The 19,967-nt window shown below is 56.4% G+C and carries 16 protein-coding genes; 10 read left to right on the forward strand and 6 right to left on the reverse strand.

The features are described 5' to 3' along the window. Window positions 1–17 precede the first annotated feature (17 nt). Window positions 18–1,484: a mannitol dehydrogenase family protein gene (locus tag HF679_RS01535; RefSeq protein WP_123755166.1), complete on the reverse strand. Its 1,467-nt coding sequence runs from the start codon at window positions 1,482–1,484 to the stop codon at window positions 18–20. 206 nt (window positions 1,485–1,690) lie between these two features. Here HF679_RS01535 and uxuA point away from each other — a divergent pair, with 206 nt between their 5' ends. After that, window positions 1,691–2,881: a mannonate dehydratase gene (gene uxuA, locus HF679_RS01540; RefSeq protein ID WP_123755165.1), complete on the forward strand. Its 1,191-nt coding sequence runs from the start codon at window positions 1,691–1,693 to the stop codon at window positions 2,879–2,881. 77 nt (window positions 2,882–2,958) lie between these two features. On the opposite strand, the gene yeiP is transcribed toward uxuA, so the two are convergent. Next, a complete protein-coding gene (yeiP, locus tag HF679_RS01545) occupies window positions 2,959–3,531 on the reverse strand; it encodes an elongation factor P-like protein YeiP (RefSeq protein ID WP_039079953.1) in 573 nt (190 codons plus the stop codon). A gap of 148 nt (window positions 3,532–3,679) precedes the next feature. On the opposite strand from yeiP, the gene HF679_RS01550 reads away from it, so the two are divergent. Further along, complete coding sequence (locus HF679_RS01550; protein WP_123755164.1) at window positions 3,680–3,934, forward strand: YkgJ family cysteine cluster protein; 255 nt, start codon at window positions 3,680–3,682, stop codon at window positions 3,932–3,934. Here HF679_RS01550 and setB read toward each other — a convergent pair. Further along, on the reverse strand, window positions 3,931–5,112 hold the full coding sequence (gene setB, locus HF679_RS01555; RefSeq protein WP_187042523.1) for a sugar efflux transporter SetB: 1,182 nt from the start codon (window positions 5,110–5,112) through the stop codon (window positions 3,931–3,933). The genes HF679_RS01550 and setB overlap by 4 nt on opposite strands. Before the next feature lie 331 nt (window positions 5,113–5,443). Between setB and fruB the strand changes: the two genes are divergently transcribed. Genes fruB through fruA form a run of 3 tightly spaced genes read left to right on the forward strand, consistent with a single transcriptional unit; the run spans window position 5,444 to window position 9,221 of the window. After that, entirely contained in the window at window positions 5,444–6,574 is a 1,131-nt protein-coding gene (gene fruB / locus HF679_RS01560; RefSeq protein ID WP_123755162.1) for a fused PTS fructose transporter subunit IIA/HPr protein, read from the forward strand. Beyond that, complete coding sequence (gene fruK / locus HF679_RS01565) at window positions 6,575–7,513, forward strand: 1-phosphofructokinase (RefSeq protein WP_123755161.1); 939 nt, start codon at window positions 6,575–6,577, stop codon at window positions 7,511–7,513. 16 nt (window positions 7,514–7,529) lie between these two features. After that, a complete protein-coding gene (fruA, locus tag HF679_RS01570; RefSeq protein ID WP_123755160.1) occupies window positions 7,530–9,221 on the forward strand; it encodes a PTS fructose transporter subunit IIBC in 1,692 nt (563 codons plus the stop codon). A gap of 102 nt (window positions 9,222–9,323) precedes the next feature. On the opposite strand, the gene nfo is transcribed toward fruA, so the two are convergent. Continuing rightward, window positions 9,324–10,181, reverse strand: coding sequence for a deoxyribonuclease IV (gene nfo / locus HF679_RS01575; RefSeq protein WP_187042524.1), 858 nt, complete (start codon window positions 10,179–10,181; stop codon window positions 9,324–9,326). A 93-nt stretch (window positions 10,182–10,274) separates the two neighbouring features. Then, window positions 10,275–11,324, reverse strand: a complete 1,050-nt coding sequence (locus HF679_RS01580) for a YeiH family protein (protein ID WP_123755158.1) — start codon at window positions 11,322–11,324, stop codon at window positions 10,275–10,277. 249 nt (window positions 11,325–11,573) lie between these two features. On the opposite strand from HF679_RS01580, the gene yieE reads away from it, so the two are divergent. From yieE to HF679_RS01600, 4 genes are all read left to right on the forward strand, one after another. Beyond that, complete coding sequence (gene yieE / locus HF679_RS01585) at window positions 11,574–12,440, forward strand: DNA-binding transcriptional regulator YeiE (RefSeq protein ID WP_123755157.1); 867 nt, start codon at window positions 11,574–11,576, stop codon at window positions 12,438–12,440. Window positions 12,441–12,631: 191 nt separating this feature from the next. Continuing rightward, complete coding sequence (gene lysP / locus HF679_RS01590; protein ID WP_123755156.1) at window positions 12,632–14,101, forward strand: lysine-specific permease; 1,470 nt, start codon at window positions 12,632–12,634, stop codon at window positions 14,099–14,101. Between the two features lie 312 nt (window positions 14,102–14,413). Next, entirely contained in the window at window positions 14,414–16,387 is a 1,974-nt protein-coding gene (gene cirA / locus HF679_RS01595; protein WP_174507842.1) for a catecholate siderophore receptor CirA, read from the forward strand. A 213-nt stretch (window positions 16,388–16,600) separates the two neighbouring features. Further along, window positions 16,601–18,124, forward strand: coding sequence for an EAL domain-containing protein (locus tag HF679_RS01600; RefSeq protein ID WP_187042525.1), 1,524 nt, complete (start codon window positions 16,601–16,603; stop codon window positions 18,122–18,124). A gap of 70 nt (window positions 18,125–18,194) precedes the next feature. Here the strand turns inward: HF679_RS01600 and fghA are convergent, their stop codons facing one another. Further along, window positions 18,195–19,031 (reverse strand): S-formylglutathione hydrolase, encoded by an 837-nt coding sequence (gene fghA, locus HF679_RS01605; RefSeq protein WP_187042526.1) that lies wholly within the window; start codon window positions 19,029–19,031, stop codon window positions 18,195–18,197. A 266-nt stretch (window positions 19,032–19,297) separates the two neighbouring features. On the opposite strand from fghA, the gene folE reads away from it, so the two are divergent. Next, entirely contained in the window at window positions 19,298–19,966 is a 669-nt protein-coding gene (folE, locus tag HF679_RS01610; RefSeq protein ID WP_123755152.1) for a GTP cyclohydrolase I FolE, read from the forward strand. Window position 19,967: the final 1 nt, after the last annotated feature.

The following is a 19,967-nucleotide window of genomic DNA, read 5'->3' on the forward strand; positions in this document are numbered from 1 at the left end:
CTAAACAGCAGAAATTGTTAAATCTGTACTAGCGTAGCGATGGCCTGGCGAGCGCCAGAAACCGACAGCTGGTGCCAGGCGGCGCTAATGTCAGCGACAAACTGCGCATTGCGCGGCAGGTCGCGGCCAAAGATCTCTTCCAGCGAGAGCAGGGCGCTAACGCGCTCCTCCTCGCGACTGCTGGCGACCAGGGCCTGAATCTTCTCCGCCAGCGGGTCACGCACATCAATAGCCTGACCGGCATCGTCCACGCCGCTGACGTAGCGCATCCAGCCGGCGACACCAAGCGCCAGTAACGGCCACTGGCTGCCGCGCTCAAGATGCACGCGAATGCCGTCCAGCATGCGCTGTGGCAGCTTCTGGCTGCCGTCCATCGCAATTTGCCAGGTGCGATGTTTCAGCGCCGGGTTGGCAAAGCGGGCGATCAGGCTGTCGGCATAGGCCGTCAGGTCGACGTTTTCGATAGTCAGCGTCGGCGCCTGTTCATCAAGCATTAAGCGGCGAGCGGCGGTGCGCAGGACTTCATCCTGCATACAGTCGCTGATATGCGCGTGGCCTGCCAGGTAGCCAAGATACGCGAGGAACGAATGGCTACCGTTGAGCATACGTAGCTTCATCTGTTCCCACGGCAGCACATTGTCGGTCATCTGCACGCCGGCGGTTTCCCACGCCGGGCGACCGGCAACGAAGTTGTCTTCGACGACCCACTGAATAAACGGTTCACAACTGATGGCGCAAGGGTCTTCTACCCCCAGCGCGGCGCGGATTTCAGCCAGCGACTCGTCGGTGGCGGCAGGCACGATACGATCCACCATGGTGCCGGGGAAGCTGACGTGTTCAGCAATCCACTGCGCCAGTTCCGGGCTACGCTTTTGCGCCATGCCGAGCACGGCATTTTTAACGACGTGGCCGTTATCAGGAATATTATCGCAGGAGAGCACCGTAAACGGCGCCAGGCCTCGTTCACGACGGCGCGACAGCGCTTCGACCAGAATGCCCGGGACCGACTGCGGCAGCGTCGGGTTTTCCAGATCGTGAATAATCCGCGGCTGCGTCAAATCCAGTGAACCCGTCGCGGGGTCAATGCAGTAGCCTTTCTCGGTGATGGTCAGCGAAACGATGGCCACCTGCGGCTCGCAGAATTTCTCAATAATGGCGGGCAGCGAGTCCAGTTTGGCGTTCAGGCATTCGTGAACCGCACCCACGACAATCGGCTGGTTGCCTGCGGCCCCTTTTTCCAGCACGGTGAACAGGTGCTCCTGCTGGCGAAGCTGGCTCATTAGCTTATCGCCGCTGAACAGACTAATTTCACAGATCCCCCAGTCTCCGCCGCCGGCGTTGAGCACCCGATCCGTTAGCAGGGCCTGGTGCGCGCGGTGAAAGGCGCCAAAACCAAAGTGCACAATACGCGAACGCAGCTGGCTGCGATCATACTGAGGGAGTTGCACGTTTTCTGGCAGCGTAGCTGTCGCAATAGTCGTCATTCTTTATACACCTGATTAACCAATGATTAACAAGGTCAGTGTAAAGTTATATGACAACAAATTAAATTGGTAAGCCGTATTTATCCGCTTAGTGTGAGCTGGATCAATCAATACAGCGGGATTTATTGATCCTTTACGATAAGCCTGTATGGTAGTCGTCATTGATGTTGAGGTTATTGGTATAACAACTTTGAGAGGGCATAGCGATGGAGCAAACCTGGCGTTGGTATGGACCGAACGATCCGGTATCGCTTGATGATGTACGACAGGCGGGCGCAACTGGGGTAGTCACCGCACTGCACCATATTCCTAACGGTCAGGTCTGGCCGGTTGAAGAAATTCAACAGCGTAAGGCGCTGCTGGCGGAAAAAGGGCTGACCTGGTCAGTCGTTGAAAGCATTCCGGTACACGAAGAGATTAAGACCCATAGCGGGCAGTGTGCGACCTGGATTGCCAACTACCAGCAGAGCATTCGCAACCTCGCGGCCTGCGGGATTGATACCGTATGCTACAACTTCATGCCGATTCTCGACTGGACGCGTACCGATCTGGAATACCAGCTGCCGGACGGCTCGAAAGCGCTGCGTTTTGACCAAATCGCCTTTGCGGCATTTGAGCTGCATATCCTTAAGCGTCCCGGCGCCGAAGCGGATTACAGCGAAGAAGAGCAGCGCCAGGCGCAGGCCCGATTTGCGGCGATGAGCGCGGCGGAAATCGACAAGCTGACCCGTAACATTATTGCCGGTTTACCGGGCGCTGAAGAGGGCTATACCCTTGACCAGTTCCGCGCGCGCCTGGCGGAATACGATCATATTAATAAAGCGCAGCTGCGCGATAACATGGCCGTGTTCCTGCGCGCCATCGTGCCGGTATGTGAAGAAGTCGGCGTACGGCTGGCCGTTCACCCGGACGATCCGCCGCGTCCGATCCTCGGCCTGCCGCGTATCGTCTCGACCATCGAAGATATGCAGTGGCTGAAAGAGACCGTGGACAGCATCAACAACGGCTTTACGATGTGTACCGGTTCTTACGGCGTGCGTGCCGATAACGATTTAGTGAAAATGGTCGAAACCTTCGGCGACCGTATCCACTTTACGCATCTGCGTTCAACCTGCCGCGAAGAGAACCCAAAAACCTTCCATGAAGCGGCGCACCTGACCGGTGACGTCAACATGGTGGCGGTGGTGAATGCGATTCTGAGCGAAGAGCTGCGCCGTAAACGCGCCGGCGATCTGCGTCCGATCCCGTTCCGTCCGGATCACGGGCACCAGATGCTGGACGATCTGCGTAAGAAAACCAACCCAGGTTATTCGGCGATCGGCCGTCTGAAAGGGATGGCGGAAGTACGCGGCGTTGAGCTGGCGCTGAAGATGACTAAGTACCCGGAACTGCTGTAATTTCAGCGCCCGGAAAATCAAAAGGACAGCCTGAGGCTGTCCTTTTTGCTATGGGAGCGGTGCGGCGCCGGAGGTGATTAGTCAGCGCGGCCCATATAGCGGCTTTCTTCGATATGGATACGAATTTTCTCGCCGGTGGTCAGGTATTCCGGAACCTGAATCACCAGACCGGTGCTCATGGTCGCCGGTTTGGTGCGGGAGCTGGCGGAAGCGCCTTTAATGCCCGGTGCCGTTTCGACGATTTCCAGGTCCACGGTCTGCGGCAGTTCCAGCGCCAGCAGTTGGCCATCCCAGGTCAGAACCTGCATGTCCGGCATGCCGCCTTCCGGAATGAACAGCAGCTCTTCTTCAATCTGCTCTTTGGTGAAGGTATACGGCGTGTAATCTTCTTTATCCATAAACACGTACTCGTTGCCATCAACATAAGAGAAGTCAACGAAGCGACGGGTCAGGGTCACGGTATCGACGATATCGTCGCCTTTGAAGCGCTCTTCCACTTTCAGGCCGGTACGAACGTCAGAGAAACGCATTTTGTACAGCGTTGCTGCGCCACGGGCGCTCGGTGACTGAATATCGATATTCTTCACAATCAGCAGCTTGCCGTTGTAATTCAGCACCATACCTTTTTTAATTTCATTCGCTCTTGGCATTGCAGTAATCCTGTGACTTAACGGTTCAAAAAATATCGCGTAAAACTACTCGCGCCGGGCCTTTCAGGCAAGAGGAATTCGCGAGTTTTGCTATCTCCGGTTAAAACGTTTACGCTGAGCCGTGAACCGCAACATCAAGAGAATCATTATGGAATGTCGTATCGATTGCGGTGCCTGCTGTATCGCCCCTTCCATCTCATCGCCGATCCCCGGAATGCCTGACGGCAAACCAGCAAACACCCGCTGTGTTCAGCTGTCGTCCGACAACCTGTGCAACATCTTTACCTCGCCATTAAGGCCAAAAGTGTGCGCCAGCCTCCAGCCCGCGCGCGAGATGTGCTCGACCAGCCGTGAGGCGGCGATGACCTATCTTTTGCAGCTCGAAGCGAGCACCGCGCCCTAAACGTCTTTGATCCGCCACAGGCAGACCAGCGAAGCCACGCCCATGCCGAGGGCTATCCAGAATACGGCGTGATAGCTCCAGATTTCAGCCACCACACCGGCCAGTGAACCGGCGATAATCCAGCCAACGCGGGTGGTATTGGTATACAGCGTGGTGGCGGCACCGGCCTGTCCCGGCATCAGGTCCTGGAAATAGAGCATGCCAATCCCGGCAAGAATGCCGATGAAGATTGCGTTCAGCGCCTGCATCGCCAGCAGTAACACCGGGGTGTGCACCAGCAGCATGCCGACGTAAAACAGGATCCCCGCCACTGCCGCAAGGCGCATCAGAAAACGCTTACCAAAGCGCCTCGCATAATAGCCGGCGATCAGCATTGTCGGGATCTCCAGCCCGGCGGCGGTCCCCATCATCAAGCCGGCCAGCTTCTCGGACAGATGCAGCTCATTAATGATGTAGAGCGGCATATTAATAATGTACAGGCTGTTGATGCCCCACATTAATGTGCAGACGCTGAACAGCAGCAGCGCATCGCGACGATGGGTGCGCGGCGCTTCCAGATGGCCTACCACCGCCTGTTTCTCTTTGCGCATGCTGGGCAGAAACCACCAGACCATCGCCGCGCAGACCACAAAGGCGACGGCGGCGCAGAGATACATCACGGTGAAGCCAAACCCCATCGCCAGCGCGTAGGCCAGCGGCGGGCCGATAACCCATGCCAGGGAGACCTGGGAGCGCAGAATCGAGCTGAACATCACCGCTTCACGGCCGGTTTTATCGGCATGTTCACGGGCAAGGGCGAACATTTGCGGGTTGGCGGTGGAGCCGAAGCTGCTGAGGAACACGCCGACAAACAGCAGAACAAAGTAGTTGCGGTTCCAGGCGAACAGCAGGCAGGCGAGGATCCCGAGCATACAGCAGACGACGATGAGTTGCTTACGATCGCCCTGGCGGTCCGAGCGTCCGGCGAGAAACTGGCTGACCATGATCCCGATGACCGCGCTGCCGGTAAAAAAGAAGCCAACCATCGCCGGGCGGACATGCACCTCATTGGTCAGGAACAGGCTCAGGGTCGGCGTTTGTAGGGCGCCGGCAATGCCTGTCAGGAAGGCGACAATCAGGAAGGCTGAAGAGGTTAAATCGAACCCACGACGAGGGAGGGCGGTGCTACTGTTTTGCATGTGCGGCTATCTGTGTGGGTGAGAGCAGCGGAGTTTACGCCGCGCGTCAGAAAATGAACAGTAGTATGGTATCAAAAAATAAAAAGCAGTTTCAAATTAGGCGCTTCAGCAAAATGCTGAAGCCGGGCTGAATTCCAGACCATGGCTTCAGCAAAAATGTGCAGTAGCTCTAAATTCTGTTATCAGGATGCTAACAGAACTTGCACGGTGGGTAAGAAAGGTACAGACTCATTGAAACGTTTCAGCGTCATCGGGAATATCTCTGTCAGGAAGATGGCGCTTTTTTTCTCAAAGCAGCTGAAACGATTCAACTCAGCAGGAGAGGAGAACCATGTTCCAGTTATCTGTGCAGGATATTCATCCCGGCCAGCAGGCCGGTAATAAAGAAGAGGCAATTCGTCAGGTTGCAGCCGCGCTGGTTAGCGCAGGTAACGTGGCGGAAGGCTACCTCAACGGGATGCTGGCTCGCGAGCAGCAGACCTCCACTTTCCTTGGCAACGGCATTGCTATCCCACACGGGACGACCGACACCCGCGACCAGGTGCTGAAAACCGGCGTACAGGTTTATCAGTTCCCGCAGGGCGTGGCCTGGGGCGAAGGGCAGACCGCCTACGTGGCGATCGGCATTGCCGCCAGCTCCGATGAACATCTCGGCCTGCTGCGTCAGCTGACGCACGTGCTCAGCGATGATTCAGTGGCCGAGCAGCTTAAGTCAGCGACCACCGCTGAAGAGCTGCGCGCCCTGCTGATGGGTGAAAAGCAGAGCGAAGTGCTGAAACTGGATAACGACACGCTGAGCCTCGATATCGTCGCCAGCGACCTGATGACCTTACAGGCGCTGAACGCCGCGCGTCTGAAAGAAGCCGGCGCCGTTGACGCGTCCTTTGTCAGCCGCACCATTAATGACAAGCCGCTGAACCTTGGTCAGGGCATCTGGCTGAACGACAGCGCGGAAGGTAACCTGCGCAGCGCGGTTGCGGTAAGCCGTGCCGCCAACGCATTTACCAGCGATGAGCAGCCGGTTTCCCTGCTGATCACCGTGGCGATGGCCGATGAACAGCCTACCGCGGTGCTGAACCGCCTGAGCAATCTGCTGATCGACAAAAAAGCTGACCGTCTGCTGACATCCGATGGCGCAACCCTGCTGGCGTTGCTGACCAGCGATGACGCCATTGCCGACGACGTGCTGAGCGCCGAATTTGTAGTGCGCAACGAGCACGGGCTGCATGCCCGTCCCGGCACCATGTTAGTGAACACCATCAAACAATTTTCCAGCGACATTACCGTCACTAACCTCGACGGTTCCGGCAAGCCGGCCAACGGCCGCAGCCTGATGAAAGTCGTGGCGCTGGGTGTGAAGAAAGGTCACCGTCTGCGCTTTACCGCGCAGGGTGAGGATGCGCAACAAGCGCTGGATGCGATTGGCGAAGCGATCGCCGCAGGCCTTGGGGAGGGCGCATAAATGAGCAGACGTGTAGCAACAATTACTTTAAACCCGGCATATGACCTGGTGGGTTTTACACCAGAAATTGAACGCGGCGAAGTGAACCTGGTTCGTACCACCGGCCTGCATGCTGCCGGTAAAGGCATCAACGTGGCGAAAGTGCTGAAAGATCTCGGCATTGACGTCACCGTCGGGGGCTTCCTCGGCAAAGACAACCAGGATGGTTTTCAGCAGCTGTTCAGCGAGCTGGGCATTGCCAACCGTTTCCAGGTGGTGCAGGGCCGTACCCGTATCAACGTCAAGCTGACGGAAAAAGATGGCGAAGTGACCGATTTTAACTTCTCCGGCTTTGAAGTCACCCCGGCCGACTGGGAACGCTTTGTTAATGATTCTCTGAGCTGGCTGGGTCAGTTCGATATGGTCTGCGTCAGCGGCAGCCTGCCGTCCGGCGTCAGCCCGGAAGCCTTCACCGACTGGATGGTGCGCCTGCGCAGCCAGTGCCCGTGCATTATCTTTGATAGTAGCCGTGAAGCGCTGGTCGCCGGTCTGAAAGCGGCGCCGTGGCTGGTGAAACCGAACCGTCGCGAGCTGGAAATCTGGGCTGGCCGCAAGCTGCCGGACATGAAAGACGTGATTGACGCGGCCCATGCGTTGCGCGAGCAGGGGATTGCCCATGTGGTTATTTCTCTTGGCGAAGAGGGCGCACTGTGGGTTAACGCCTCCGGGGAATGGATCGCGAAACCGCCTTCAGTGGAAGTGGTCAGCACCGTAGGTGCCGGCGATTCCATGGTAGGCGGCCTGATCTACGGTCTGCTGATGCGTGAATCCAGTGAACATACTTTACGCCTGGCAACCGCCGTGGCGGCACTGGCGGTCAGCCAGAGCAATGTTGGTATTACCGATCGTACCCAGTTGGCCGCAATGATGGCGCGCGTCGACTTAAAACCCTTTAATTAACAGCAGGAGAGGCATAATGAAAACGCTGCTGATTATTGATGCCGGACTTGGCCAGGCCCGCGCCTATATGGCGAAAACCCTGCTGAGTACCGCCGCGCCTAAAGCGCACCTTGAACTGACAGACAACCCGAACGATGCCGAACTGGCGATCGTCCTCGGCACCGCGTTGCCGGCCGACAGCTCGCTGAACGGTAAGCAGGTATATCTCGGCGATATCAATCGCGCCGTGGCGCATCCTGAACTGTTCCTCAGCGAAGCGAAAGGTCACGCGACCACCTATACCGCACCGGCCGCGGCGGCACTGCCGGCGGCAACCGGCGGCGCAAAACGCATTGTGGCCATTACGGCCTGCCCGACCGGCGTTGCGCACACCTTTATGGCGGCTGAAGCTATTGAAACCGAAGCCAAAAAACGCGGCTGGTGGGTCAAAGTCGAAACCCGCGGTTCCGTGGGCGCCGGCAATGCGATTACGCCAGAAGAAGTCGCTCAGGCGGATCTGGTCGTTGTGGCGGCCGACATTGAAGTGGACCTGGCGAAATTTGCCGGTAAGCCGATGTATCGCACAACCACCGGCCTGGCGCTGAAGAAAACCGCGCAGGAGCTGGATAAAGCCGTTGCGGAAGCGAAACCGTACCAGCCTTCGGGCCAGGGCAGCCAGCAGGCTGACTCGGCGAAGAAAGAGGGTGGCGGCGCCTATCGTCACCTGCTGACCGGTGTGTCCTATATGCTGCCGATGGTGGTGGCCGGCGGCCTGTGTATCGCGCTCTCCTTCGCCTTTGGTATCAAAGCCTTTGAAGTCAAAGATACTCTGGCAGCCTCGCTGATGCAGATTGGTGGTGGTTCAGCCTTTGCCTTGATGGTGCCGGTTCTGGCAGGCTTTATTGCCTTCTCGATTGCTGACCGTCCTGGCCTGACGCCGGGCCTGATCGGCGGTATGCTGGCGGTCAGCGGCGGTTCCGGCTTTATCGGCGGGATCATCGCCGGTTTCCTTGCCGGTTACGTCGCGAAACTGATCAGCACCAAATTAAAACTGCCGCCGAGCATGGAAGCGCTGAAGCCGATCCTGATCATTCCGCTGGTTTCCAGCCTGATCGTCGGTCTGGCGATGATCTACCTGATTGGTAAACCGGTTGCCGGTATCCTGGCAGGCCTGACCCACTGGCTGCAAACGATGGGCACGGCAAACGCCGTCCTGCTGGGCGCTATCCTTGGGGCAATGATGTGTACCGATATGGGTGGCCCGGTGAACAAAGCGGCCTACGCTTTCGGTGTCGGCCTGTTGAGTACCCAAACCTACGCCCCGATGGCGGCCATTATGGCGGCCGGTATGGTGCCACCGCTGGCGATGGGTATCGCGACGCTGGTTGCCCGTAACAAGTTTGATAAGGGCCAACGTGAAGGCGGTAAAGCGGCGCTGGTACTGGGTCTGTGCTTTATCTCTGAAGGGGCGATTCCGTTCGCTGCCCGTGACCCGATGCGTGTCCTGCCATGCTGTATCGTTGGCGGCGCGGTGACTGGAGCCATCTCTATGGCGATTGGTGCCAAACTGATGGCGCCGCACGGCGGTCTGTTTGTGCTGCTGATCCCTGGCGCGATTACCCCGGTGCTGGGTTACCTGCTGGCGATTATTGCCGGTACCCTGGTAGCCGGTCTGTCTTACGCCGTGGTGAAACGTCCGGAAGTTCAGGCAGTCGAAAAAGCGGCCTGAGTCATTGACAGATGAACCGGTAAAACAGAAAAGCAAAGGGCCGATAGTTCGGCCCTTTTTTTGATCCTGCTGGTCTGCGCCCTCAAAGAGTCGCGGCGACAATCAGGCCGAAGCTTCTTCCGTCTGTTGCGCCCGCAGCCAGGCAATCTCTTCAGCCCAGATATCCGGGTTAATGGTTTCCAGAATCAGCGGGATGCCGTCAAACCGGTTGTCCTGCATGATCCAGCGGAACGGGTCGTGGCCAATATTGCCTTCACCGAGGCTGTGGTGGCGGTCAACGCGGCTGCCGAAGGCGCTTTTGGCATCGTTAAGGTGCATGCCGCGCAGATAGCGGAAGCCGACAATGCGCTCGAAATCAGCAAAGGTCTTCTCACACTCCTCGGCGCTGCGCAGGTCATAACCGGCGGCAAACGCGTGGCAGGTATCAATGCACACCCCGACGCGGGATTTATCTTCGACGCCGTCGATGATGGCCGCGAGATGTTCAAATTTAAATCCGAGGTTGCTGCCCTGGCCGGCGGTGTTTTCAATCACCGCGGTGACCCCTTCGGTTTTAGCCAGCGCAATATTGATCGATTCGGCGATGCGCGCCAGACACTCGTCTTCTGGGATCTGCTGCAGGTGGCTGCCGGGATGGAAATTGAGGAGCGTCAGACCGAGCTGCTGGCAGCGGCTCAGCTCATCAATAAAGGCATCGCGGGATTTTTCCAGCGCGTCGGCCACCGGGTGACCGAGGTTAATCAGGTAGCTGTCGTGGGGCAGGATTTGACCAGGACCAAAGCGGTATTTTTCGCAGGCGGCTTTGAATTCAGCAATGGTTTCGTCGCTCAGCGGAGCGGCTCGCCATTGACGTTGGTTCTTGGTGAACAGCGCGAAAGCCGTTGCTTCAATCTCGGCGGCGCGAATGGCAGCGTTGGCCAGCCCGCCTGAGGCACTGACGTGCGCTCCAATATATTTCATAAAAAAACTCCAGTTAAGCCGCTGGGGGGAGGGTAATGATAGCGGCTTAACTGAAGAGTTACATCAATGAATGATGATGGACAGGTGTTGGGGTTATGCCATCAGGCTGTGAACCACCAGGTTGATAACGCCACCACCGACAATCAACCAGACGAACAGCATCAGGGCCATCAGCAGCGGTTTGGCACCGGCTTTTTTCAGGGCGCTGACGTGAGTGGTCAGTCCCAGAGCCGCCATCGCCATCGCCAGCAGCACGGTGTCGAGGGTGACCAGCATGTCGACCACCGCTTTTGGCAGCAGGTGGAAGGAGTTAAACACCGCTACCAGGATGAACAGGATGGCAAACCACGGAATGGTGATTTTGCTTTTTTCACCCTGACCTTCCGGTGCCAGCTGTTTCACCCGTGCCGCCAGGAACAGCAGGAACGGAGCCAGCATCATCACGCGCAGCATTTTGGCAATCACCGCCGCGTTTTCCGCATCCGGGCTGATGGCGTGACCGGCAGCAACTACCTGCGCCACTTCATGCATGGTCGACCCCATATAGATGCCATAGGCTTCTGGTGTGAACCAGTGCGCCAGCATCGGGTACATCGCCGGGTAGAGGAAGATGGCCAGGGTACCAAAAATCACCACCGTCGCCACCGCTACGGTCACTTTACTGGCCTCGGCTTTCACCACCGGTTCGGTTGCCAGAATCGCCGCCGCACCGCAGATGCTGCTGCCGGCGCCAATCAGCCAGCTGGTATGTTTGTCCAGACCGAAAATCTTCTGCCCGAGGAAGCAGGCGATAAAAAAGGTGCTGGTCAATGTCAGCACATCAATGGTGATCCCGCTGACGCCCACGTCGGCAATCTGGGCGAAGGTCAGGCGAAAACCGTATAAAATAATACCGAGGCGTAACAGGTACTGTTTGGCGAAGATGACGCCGCCGTCGCAGGACTGCCAGAGCTTAGGATAAATCGTATTACCGATAACCATACCGAAGAGGATGGCCAGCGTCAGCGCGCTGAAACCGGCGCCCGCGATAGCGGAAAAACTGCCTGCCCACAGCGCGGCGCCGGTCAGTACGGCGGTGAGCGCCAGTCCAGGGGCAAAGTGCCACAAGGTGCGATGTTTAGTCGGTAAAGTGAATGCTGTCATAACCTTCTCCTTTGTCTGGCTAAAAGGTTACGCCGCACTAGTTTAAAAATAAAATTGATTATATATTTATAATTAATCGGAATAAGTGGTAAGAACCCTAAATAACTCAAGTTGCATGACGGTGCCGCCAACACCTAAGCCGCTTGAAGTATGACGGGTAAGGGCGGACTATCGCGGTCCAGAATGTTATTATCCCCAGGTTACGTCGGGTTATCGGATACTCGCGTTGGAAGACGGGCAGGATGAGTTATGCATATCACGTTACGACAGCTGGAAGTTTTTGCTGAGGTGCTTAAGAGCGGTTCAACCACCCAGGCCTCGCAGATGCTGGCGCTGTCGCAGTCGGCGGTCAGCGCCGCCCTGACCGATCTGGAAGGGCAGTTAGGGGTGCAGTTGTTCGACCGCGTAGGGAAGCGGCTGGTGGTGAACGAACACGGGCGGCTGCTCTACCCGCGGGCGTTAGCGCTTCTGGAGCGCGCAATCGAGATAGAAGAACTGTTTCGCGGCGACAACGGCGCGATTCGGGTGTATGCCAGTAGCACCATCGGTAACTATATTCTGCCGGGCATCATCGCCCACTACCGTCGCGACTTTCCCGACCTGCCGCTGGAGTTGAGCGTGGGGAATAGCCAGGACGTAATCAATGCGGTCGCCGATCTGCGGGTGGACATCGGGCTTATCGAAGGTCCCTGCCATGCGGCAGATATTATTGCCGAGCCGTGGCTGGAAGATGAACTGGTGGTGTTCGCCGCCCCGGATTCGCCGCTGCTGCAAGGCGAGGTCACGTTGCAACGTCTGGCGGAAGCGCCGTGGATTTTGCGTGAGCACGGCTCCGGCACGCGCGAGATCGTCGACTACCTGCTGCTGTCGCATTTGCCAGCATTTCATCTGGGGATGGAGCTGGGGAACTCGGAGGCCATCAAGCACGCCGTGCGTCACGGACTTGGCATCAGCTGCCTTTCCCGGCGGGTTATCGCCGAGCAGCTGGAGGTCGGGTCACTGGTGGAGCTGACGGTGCCGCTGCCGAATCTGACCCGCACGCTGTGGCGGATTCACCATCGGCAAAAACATATTTCTAAGGCATTACAACGTTTTCTGCATTACTGCCAGGTGTAAATCACCGGCCAGGTATGGCTTCATTATCGTGAGAGATCGCGGGAGGATCGCTGGCAATTCCGGGGATTAGTGCTTTACTAATAATTTATGATCGATCATGAAGCTCTCTTATAACTTCGCATTTGTACCGGATAGAACCCGGATCGTCTGCTACAATCGCGCCTCGTTTTTTGGATGGATAGCATTTTCACATGGTTTCGGATACTAAAACCACAGAAGCGCCCGGCTTACGCCGTGAATTAAAGGCGCGCCACTTGACCATGATCGCAATCGGCGGTTCCATCGGTACAGGTCTTTTCGTTGCATCTGGCGCAACGATTTCTCAGGCAGGCCCAGGCGGCGCTCTGCTCTCTTATATCTTAATCGGTCTGATGGTCTACTTCCTGATGACCAGCCTTGGCGAACTGGCGGCATATATGCCGGTCTCCGGTTCCTTCGCGACCTACGGTCAAAACTACGTTGAAGAAGGCTTTGGCTTCGCGCTGGGCTGGAACTACTGGTACAACTGGGCCGTCACCATTGCCGTTGACCTTGTCGCCGCACAGCTGGTGATGAGCTACTGGTTCCCGGATACCCCCGGCTGGATCTGGAGCGCGCTGTTCCTCGGGATTATGTTCCTGCTGAACTGGATCTCGGTGAAAGGGTTTGGCGAAGCGGAATACTGGTTCTCGCTGATCAAAGTTGCCACCGTCATTATCTTTATTATTGTCGGCGTGATGATGATCGTCGGTATCTTTAAAGGTGCGGAGCCTGCGGGCTGGAGCAACTGGGCGATCGATGATGCGCCGTTTGCCGGTGGTTTCGCGGCGATGATCGGCGTGGCGATGATTGTCGGCTTCTCGTTCCAGGGCACCGAACTTATCGGCATTGCGGCCGGTGAGTCTGAAAACCCGGAGAAGAACATTCCGCGCGCGGTGCGGCAGGTGTTCTGGCGTATCCTGCTGTTCTATGTGTTCGCGATTCTGATCATCAGCCTGATTATTCCGTATACCGACCCAAGCCTGCTGCGTAACGACGTGAAAGACATTTCCGTCAGCCCGTTCACCCTGGTGTTCCAGCATGCGGGGCTGCTGTCAGCGGCGGCAATCATGAACGCGGTTATCCTGACGGCGGTGCTGTCGGCGGGTAACTCGGGAATGTACGCCTCAACGCGTATGCTCTATACCCTGGCCTGTGATGGCAAAGCGCCGCGCATTTTCTCAAAGCTCTCCCGTGGCGGCGTGCCGCGCAATGCGCTGTATGCGACGACGGTGATTGCGGGGCTGTGCTTCCTGAGCTCGATGTTCGGTAACCAGACCGTCTATTTGTGGCTGCTCAACACCTCGGGCATGACGGGCTTTATCGCCTGGCTGGGGATTGCCATCAGCCACTATCGTTTCCGCCGCGGCTACGTGCTGCAGGGTAACGATCTGAACGACCTGCCATATCGTTCAGGATTCTTCCCGCTGGGGCCGATCTTCGCCTTCGTGCTGTGCCTGATCATTACCCTGGGCCAGAACTATGAAGCGTTCCTGAAAGATACCATTGACTGGGGCGGTGTAGCGGCAACCTATATTGGTATTCCGCTGTTCCTGGTGATCTGGTTTGGTTACAAGCTGGCAAAAGGCACCCGTTTCGTCCGCTATAGCGAAATGAAGTTCCCGCAGCGCTTTAAAGGCTAACGCCCGGCAAAACGCGGGGCAGTAGTGATAAAACCCTCTTTTATAAGAGGGTTTTTTTATGCTCGTCGCAACTTACAAACTGATACAATTCTCCATAATTTTATTGATAATGGAAATCATTATCTTTATCATCCTCGCATATTCAGGATGAAGCCAATCTCCATAGCTTGCAGGCCATAACCGCCGGCAAGAGGTGACCAGCCACGTCAACGGTAAAACTATTCCGCGCGCGCCGCCTATGAGCAGTGCGCCGACTGTACGTGTTAATTGCACCTTTTGTTTGATTCGTTATGAACCTCATGGAGATATGGAATGTTCAGGTTAAACCCTTTTGTCCGGGCGGGATTGTGCGCATCCGTCGTATCGCTGGCGTTTCCGGCCCTTGCCGAAGTCAATGAAGAAACGCTGGTGGTCACCGCCGCGGCGACGGAACAGAGCGTGAAGGATGCGCCGGCCAGTATCAGCGTCATTACCCAGCAGGATTTACAGCGCCGCCCGGTTCAGAACCTTAAAGATGTCCTGCGCGATGTGCCTGGTGTACAGCTCACCAACGAAGGCGACAACCGCAAGGGCGTCAGTATTCGCGGCCTCGACAGCAGCTACACGCTGATCCTGGTTGACGGCAAACGCGTGAACTCCCGTAACGCCGTCTTCCGCCACAACGATTTCGATTTAAACTGGGTCCCGGTTGACGCTATCGAGCGGATTGAAGTGGTACGCGGGCCGATGTCCTCGCTGTACGGCTCCGACGCCCTCGGCGGCGTGGTCAACATCATCACCAAAAAAGTCGGCCAGAAATGGACCGGTACGCTGAGCGCCGATACCACCATTCAGGAACACCGCGATCGCGGGGATACCTACAACGGCCAGTTCTTCACCGGCGGCCCGCTGATTGACGGCGTGCTGGGCATGAAAGCCTACGGTAACCTGGCGAAACGCGCCAAAGACGATCAGCAGGCTTCCAGCAACGCCGCGGGCGAAACGCCACGTATCGAAGGCTTTACCAGCCGCGACGGCAACGTCGAGTTTGCCTGGACCCCAACCGATAACCAGGACATCACGGCCGGCTACGGTTTTGACCGCCAGGACCGTGATTCCGACTCCCTGGATCGCAACCGCCTTGAGCGCCAGAACTACTCCCTCAGCCATAACGGTCGCTGGGATATGGGCAACAGCGAACTCAAGTTCTACGGCGAAAAAGTCGATAACAAAAACCCAGGGCAGGACGGCACGATCACCTCCGAAAGCAACGCCATCGACGGTAAATATGTGCTGCCGCTGGGGGTGATTAACCAGATGCTGACCTTCGGTGGTGAATGGCGCCACGATAAGCTGAAAGACCCCGTCAACCTGAGTAGCGGCGGGAAATCCACTTCCGCCAGCCAGTACGCGCTGTTTCTTGAAGATGAGTGGCGTATTTTCGAACCGCTGGCGTTAACCACCGGCATTCGTATGGATGACCATGAGACCTACGGCGATCACTGGAGCCCACGTGCTTACCTGGTCTATAACGCGACCGACACCGTTACCGTGAAGGGCGGCTGGGCAACGGCCTTTAAAGCGCCGTCGCTGCTGCAGCTGAACCCGGACTGGACCACCAACTCCTGTCGTGGCTCCTGTAGCATCATCGGTAACCCGGACCTGAAACCGGAAACCAGCGAAAGCTTCGAGATTGGCCTGTACTACCGCGGCGAAGAAGGGCTGCTGGAGGGCGTGGAAGGCAGCGTGACCACCTTCCAGAATAACGTCGACGATATGATCGATATTCTGCGTACTTCCAGCGCCAGCGAAGCGCCGGGCTATCCGAACTTTGTCGGCTGGAAAACGGTCAATGGCAAACGCGTGCCGGTCTTCCGCTACTTCAACGTCAACAAAGCGCGTATCAAAGGGGTGGAAACCGAAGTGAAAGTGCCGTTTGGCGACGAATGGAAGCTGACGGTGAACTACACCTACAACGATGGCCGCGATCTCAGCAACGGTGGGGATAAGCCACTGCAGTCGTTGCCGTTCCATACCGCTAACGGCACGCTGGACTGGACGCCGCTGGACGACTGGTCCTTCTACGTCACCGCAAATTATACCGGCGAGCAGCGTGCGGTCAGCGCCACCTCAAAAACGCCGGGAGGGTACACCATGTTTGACGTCGGTGCCGCCTGGCAGGTGACGAAGAGCGTGAAGCTGCGTTCCGGCGTGCTGAACGTCGGGGATAAAGACCTGAGCCGCGACGACTATAGCTATACGGAAGAAGGTCGCCGCTACTTTATGGCCGTGGATTACCGCTTTTAATTAACCCGCCAATCGGGCAGTTGCGATCGCCGGCTGCCCGCTATTATTGTGCCTCTGTTTTCCTGTCGCACAGAACCATGCGCGGCGCAAAATGGCGTATACACTATTAGAGAGAGACGCAGCCATCCTGCTTCAGGATGGCTGATGCTCTCCTGATATTTCATGCTGACGTTATTTCTCAACTCGAATCCCTATTGATAGAGAACAATAATAATGCGCAACGTCATACTTCCGGCTTTGGTTGCGGTACTTTTTTTTAGCGTCGGTGTGTTTATTTTAAATATGCAGCTCTGGTATTTAGCCAGAATAAATAACACCAGCGCGGCCTATCAGACAGCAAGAAAGATCAACGTCTTTCTGGATGAAGCGCGAGATGCAACCACCACCGCGCGCGATGTCGCCCTCAAAGGGTGTACGCCAGAAGGGCAGTTTCAGCTTGGCACCGAGGCGGCGCTGAAGCCGCACCTCAGAACGTTATTGATCATCAAAGGGGATAAAGTATGGTGTTCCTCGCTCCCCGGTAACCGGGTGCTGCTTTCCCGCCTTCACTCTTTACCGCCAGAGCCGTTAATGCTTATTGCGGCGATGAACACCGTGAATAATCGCCCGGTGCTGGTCTATCAGCAGATCTCCGGGAACGTCAAAATTATTATCAGCATCAGCGACGTCCATATTCGTGATGCCCTGAACAGTAATGTGCAAAATACCGCGTTTTCATTAGTGGTGGGTGATAAGGCGATTGGCTATACAGGGGACGTCAGAAAAGCCAGCTTCAGCACGGCTACCACCGGTTTGTTTCAGTCGGCCGACTTTCCGTTTGGTATCGAATATAACCTGCCGCCATTTTTTAGCGCCAGGCGCATGATTCATCAAGGAGCGGGTTTGTTGGTCTTTATTTTGTTTGTCTCTTGCGCGCTGGCGTGGCTATTGTTGAAGTACGCCAATAAATACACCACCCCCGAAGATACGCTGCGCAAAGCGATTGCCAACGGCGAAATTGTCCCGTTCTACCAGCCGGTGGTCAATGGGAGAACCGGGGCGATCTATGGCGTCGAGGTGCTGGCCCGCTGGAAGCATCCGCAAATTGGGATTATTTCCCCGGTGGCGTTTATCCCGCTGGCGGAGCGAACCGGGCTGATCATTCCTCTGACCCAAAGCCTGATGACTCAGGTCGTCTCGCAGATGAACAAACTTAGCGAGAAACTGCCTGATAGTTTTCATATTGGGATCAACTTCAGCGCGTCGCATATCAGCTCGCCGCTGTTTATGGCGGATTGCCTGAAATACCGGGAGGGTTTTCTCAACCAAAATTTGAAACTGGTGCTCGAAGTGACCGAACGCGAACCGTTGCATGTGGATGAGCAACTGATTGCCAATCTCAATACCTTACACGCCCGCGGTTTTTCCATTGCGTTGGATGATTTTGGCACCGGGTATTCCGGGTTGTCCTATCTGCACGATTTGAACATTGACTACATCAAAATTGATAAGAGTTTTGTCGGGCGGGTTAACGACCTTGAAGAATCGACGAAGCTGCTGGATTGCGTGCTGGAAATGGCGGGCAAGCTCTCCTTACGGATTGTCGCGGAAGGTGTTGAGACGCAGGAGCAGCTCAATTATCTCAACGGGAAAAATGTCACCTTATTGCAGGGGTATTATTTCTTTAAACCGGTTTCTTACGTCGACTTTATTAAAATATTGCTTTCTAAGAAGAAAGAAACGGTGGTTCTGGAATAAGCGCCTACAGGGACAGGCGCTAAGCTGCGGTGGCGAGAGCCGGTGCGCCGTGAGGCGCACAGGCGGTACGTCAGCCCAGCAGATAGCGGGCGTGGAAGCGTAAATGGTCTTCGATAAACGACGCGATGAAATAGTAGCTGTGATCGTAACCCGGCTGGATCCGCAGGGTTAACGGCCACGCTTTCTGGCGGGCGACCTCTGCCAGCACTGCCGGCTGAAGCTGTACCGCCAGGAAGGTATCGCCATCACCCTGATCAATTAAGGTCGGGATGGCGTCGGCGGCCTGGCTTGCCTGCAGCAATGCGCAACTGTCCCACGCCTGCCATGCCGAAGTATCGGCACCCAGGTATGCGCTGAAGGCTTTTTGTCCCCACGGAACCTGCGTCGGGTTCACGATAGGGGCGAAAGCGGACACGCTGACAAAACGGCCCGGGTTTTTCAGCGCCATGATCAGCGCGCCGTGGCCGCCCATGGAATGGCCGCTGATGGCGCAGCGCTCGCCAACGTTAAACTGCGAGCGAATCAGCGCGGGCAGTTCGTCGCGCACGTAGTCATACATGCGGTAATGTTCGGACCACGGGGCTTCGGTCGCGTTAAGATAAAAGCCGGCGCCTTTGCCAAGATCCCAGCCGCTATCGTCAGCGACGTTATCGCCGCGCGGGCTGGTATCCGGCATTACCAGGACAATGCCCAGCTCGGCGGCGATTCGCTGAGCGCCGGCCTTGGTGGTGAAGTTTTCATCATTACAGGTTAACCCTGACAGCCAGTACAGCACCGGCGGCGCGGTTTCTGACTGCGATGGGGGTAAAAAGATGCTGAAGGTCATTGGAACATTCAGGGTGCTGGAGTCGTGCCGCCAGCGTTGCTGCCGGCCTTCGTAACAGCGGTGCTCTTCAAGCAATTCCATGCCGGGCTCCTCAGGAAGATAAGTGCGCGTGACAGGCCATAATACAGATATTTCATGTGCCCGTGAGCAACTTTCACTTTCTCCTTTCAGCAAGATATTGCATCATTAATGCAACTTTTAGCCAACATGTCTGTGCTGGTTGATAGCTAACGCAAATTTCAACAATTATCGTTTCGGCTACTGGATTATGTGCGTCACCTCACGCACAATGGATGCAAACTTTGCCCTCATAGAGCAAAGAGCGCGACACCTGCAGGAGAACCTAAATGTCAGCACTGAGTAAAGAAGCCATACTCGTTCATGAAGCGCTGGTCGCTCGTGGGCTGGAGACGCCGTTGCGTCCGCCAGTACAAGAACTTGATAATGAAACGCGCAAGCGCCTGATAGCCGGACACATGACCGAGATTATGCAGCTGCTGAATCTTGATCTGACCGATGACAGCCTGGTGGAAACCCCACGACGCATTGCCAAAATGTACGTTGACGAGATTTTTTCCGGTCTGGATTATGCCAGGTTCCCAAAAATCACCGTTATCGAAAATAAAATGCAGGTCGATGAAATGGTCACCGTGCGTGATATTACGCTGACCAGCACCTGCGAACACCACTTTGTCACCATCGATGGTAAAGCGACGGTCGCCTATATTCCGAAAGATTCGGTGATTGGTCTGTCGAAAATTAACCGCATCGTGCAGTTCTTCTCGCAGCGTCCGCAGGTTCAGGAACGTCTGACCCAGCAGATTTTAACCGCGCTACAGACCCTGCTCGGCACCAACAACGTGGCGGTATCGATTGATGCAGTGCATTACTGCGTCAAAGCGCGTGGCATCCGTGATGCAACCAGCGCCACCACCACCACGTCGTTGGGCGGTCTGTTTAAATCCAGCCAGAACACTCGCCAGGAGTTCCTGCGCGCCGTTCGCCATCACAACTAAT

The organism is Enterobacter sp. JUb54, from assembly GCF_014298075.1.
In the GTDB taxonomy this organism is placed as follows: domain Bacteria; phylum Pseudomonadota; class Gammaproteobacteria; order Enterobacterales; family Enterobacteriaceae; genus Klebsiella; species Klebsiella lignicola.

What these genes read in the sequence shown, in the direction of transcription:
- HF679_RS01550 (WP_123755164.1), top strand. Translation starts at nt 3,680, where the DNA reads ATGGAATGTCGTATCGATTGCGGTGCCTGCTGTATCGCCCCTTCCATC.
- setB (WP_187042523.1), bottom strand. Translation starts at nt 5,112, where the DNA reads ATGCAAAACAGTAGCACCGCCCTCCCTCGTCGTGGGTTCGATTTAACC.
- HF679_RS01580 (WP_123755158.1), bottom strand. Translation starts at nt 11,324, where the DNA reads ATGACAGCATTCACTTTACCGACTAAACATCGCACCTTGTGGCACTTT.
- HF679_RS01600 (WP_187042525.1), top strand. Translation starts at nt 16,601, where the DNA reads ATGCGCAACGTCATACTTCCGGCTTTGGTTGCGGTACTTTTTTTTAGC.
- fruA (WP_123755160.1), top strand. Translation starts at nt 7,530, where the DNA reads ATGAAAACGCTGCTGATTATTGATGCCGGACTTGGCCAGGCCCGCGCC.
- HF679_RS01535 (WP_123755166.1), bottom strand. Translation starts at nt 1,484, where the DNA reads ATGACGACTATTGCGACAGCTACGCTGCCAGAAAACGTGCAACTCCCT.
- fruK (WP_123755161.1), top strand. Translation starts at nt 6,575, where the DNA reads ATGAGCAGACGTGTAGCAACAATTACTTTAAACCCGGCATATGACCTG.
- yieE (WP_123755157.1), top strand. Translation starts at nt 11,574, where the DNA reads ATGCATATCACGTTACGACAGCTGGAAGTTTTTGCTGAGGTGCTTAAG.
- folE (WP_123755152.1), top strand. Translation starts at nt 19,298, where the DNA reads ATGTCAGCACTGAGTAAAGAAGCCATACTCGTTCATGAAGCGCTGGTC.
- cirA (WP_174507842.1), top strand. Translation starts at nt 14,414, where the DNA reads ATGTTCAGGTTAAACCCTTTTGTCCGGGCGGGATTGTGCGCATCCGTC.
- lysP (WP_123755156.1), top strand. Translation starts at nt 12,632, where the DNA reads ATGGTTTCGGATACTAAAACCACAGAAGCGCCCGGCTTACGCCGTGAA.
- fghA (WP_187042526.1), bottom strand. Translation starts at nt 19,031, where the DNA reads ATGGAATTGCTTGAAGAGCACCGCTGTTACGAAGGCCGGCAGCAACGC.
- fruB (WP_123755162.1), top strand. Translation starts at nt 5,444, where the DNA reads ATGTTCCAGTTATCTGTGCAGGATATTCATCCCGGCCAGCAGGCCGGT.
- nfo (WP_187042524.1), bottom strand. Translation starts at nt 10,181, where the DNA reads ATGAAATATATTGGAGCGCACGTCAGTGCCTCAGGCGGGCTGGCCAAC.
- uxuA (WP_123755165.1), top strand. Translation starts at nt 1,691, where the DNA reads ATGGAGCAAACCTGGCGTTGGTATGGACCGAACGATCCGGTATCGCTT.
- yeiP (WP_039079953.1), bottom strand. Translation starts at nt 3,531, where the DNA reads ATGCCAAGAGCGAATGAAATTAAAAAAGGTATGGTGCTGAATTACAAC.